Below are 1,709 nucleotides of genomic sequence, written 5' to 3'. Positions count from 1 at the left end.
TCACGTAGCGCGTGTTCCAATAGAACACCGGTGGTAGTAGGTATCACATGATAGATGATCAGTTCTTTGTCACTGACAATGATACGATCAATTAACAGTCGGATCAACTCTTGTTGGGTAGTTTGGTCGGTGGATTGCAGAGCAGTTCGGATTCGCTCCATGAATTGATCCAACGCTAAGGTCGTCTGCTTCTGGGCTTGGTAAGCGTTGAGGTGATATTGGATGTGTTGAAGTTCCTGATGGATTTGCTGTCGTCGTCGAGCCAGTTCCTCTAATTCGATGACTCCTTGTTGATAGGCATCGATGAGGCGTTGCTGTTGGTGGTGGAGGTGTTGTTGGTATTGTTGCCATTGTTGGACGATTTCGGCGGGTTGTTGGGTTTCTCGATAGGTGTTATAGGCTTGTTGGATGAGTTGAGGGTGTTGCAGGAGTTGTTTCAAGGTGTTCCAAATTTGTTCTTCCACTTCCTGGGCGTTGACCCAGGTGGAGAGTTGGCTATCCGAGGTATGGGGATGTTGGGCACGATTGGGGCAGTAATAGTAACGGTGGTCTTTGCGTCGGCATCCATAGAGGGTGTTGCCACAACTGGCGCAGACCAGCAGTCCGTGGAGCAGATAGGTGTATCGCTGGTGGCGTTTGGCCAGCCGGATATTTTGACGCCGTTGGTGTTGAGCCTGCTGCCACAACTCGGCCGAGACGATGGCAGGCACCTTCACCCGGATCCACTCTTCGGGAGGACGGGGTTGGGGGCGGGGGCGTTGCAGCGGGCCTCTTCCCTGCCGTCGGGGTTTGCCCACCGCGGCGGGGTCGTAATAGTGCCGCCTCCAATAGGCCTCTCCCTTGTAGGCCGGGTTGTTCAGGATGCGCCCCACGGTGGTAGCCCTCCAGGTTTTGTTGCCGGGGCCGGGGAGGTTCTGTTCATTCAATCGCCGGGCAATCCCTCCCAGCGAGAGGTGTTCATCTACATACATTCGATAGATGGCCCTGACCACCTGTGCCTGAGCAGGAAGGATTTTCCATTGCGCTCCGCTTCCCCGCTCCGCATGGCAGTAGAAATAGCCATAGGGAGCCGGATAGGGAGCCGTTTCCCCTTGTTGCAAGCGATACCGACGTCCCCGCTGCATTCGGTCGCTCAACAAGGCCCGTTCATATTCGGCCACCGAGGCCTCAATATTGCGCAACAGTTGCTCCTCAGCAGAAGAAGCCAGGGGAGGACGATGGATAAAGATCAAGCTCACCCCCAGGGCTTGCCACTGTTGGATAAGCCATTGTTGGATTCCCAGATTGCGAGACAGTCGGCTGGGCTCATGGCACAAGACGAGGTCCACTTCCCCCCTCGCTATCGCATCCCGGAGCCGGTTCAGCCCCGGACGGCACCATTCGTTTCCCGAGACCCCCTCGTCTCGAAACACCAGGTGTTCGTTTACCTCATAGCCCTGTTGGTGGGCGTAGGCATACAGCTCGGCCAGTTGACTGTCGATGGTGTGCTCCCGAGCCTGACTCAAACTGGAGACTCGAGCATACAGGGCTACCCGCATCATGGTTGGACTCCTCCTGAAGTTTGGAAAGTAACCATTGATACACTTGCCAATAGCGTCGATTCCCATCGTGGATGGGATAAGGCCGCAAAATTACCTTTCGGGAAAACGTCTGAGGCATGGTTAGCTCCTCCTGATTATCCCCTCGAGCCTAACCATGCCCACAAAAAT

At 55.1% G+C, this 1,709-nt stretch carries 2 protein-coding genes; one reads left to right on the top strand and one right to left on the bottom strand.

From position 1 onward, the window contains the following. Window positions 1–1,238, bottom strand: a 1,238-nt coding sequence (locus D6694_04545; protein ID RMH45564.1) for a recombinase family protein, incomplete at its 3' end; no start/stop codon positions are given. Here D6694_04545 and D6694_04540 point away from each other — a divergent pair. After that, window positions 1,218–1,709, top strand: a 492-nt coding sequence (locus D6694_04540) for a hypothetical protein (GenBank protein RMH45563.1), incomplete at its 3' end; no start/stop codon positions are given. The two genes, D6694_04545 and D6694_04540, sit on opposite strands and share 21 nt — an antisense overlap.

The organism is Gammaproteobacteria bacterium, assembly GCA_003696665.1.
Taxonomy (GTDB): domain Bacteria; phylum Pseudomonadota; class Gammaproteobacteria; order Enterobacterales.
Note: the sequence above shows the minus strand (reverse complement) of the source record. Positions and strands in the feature narration are given on the sequence as shown.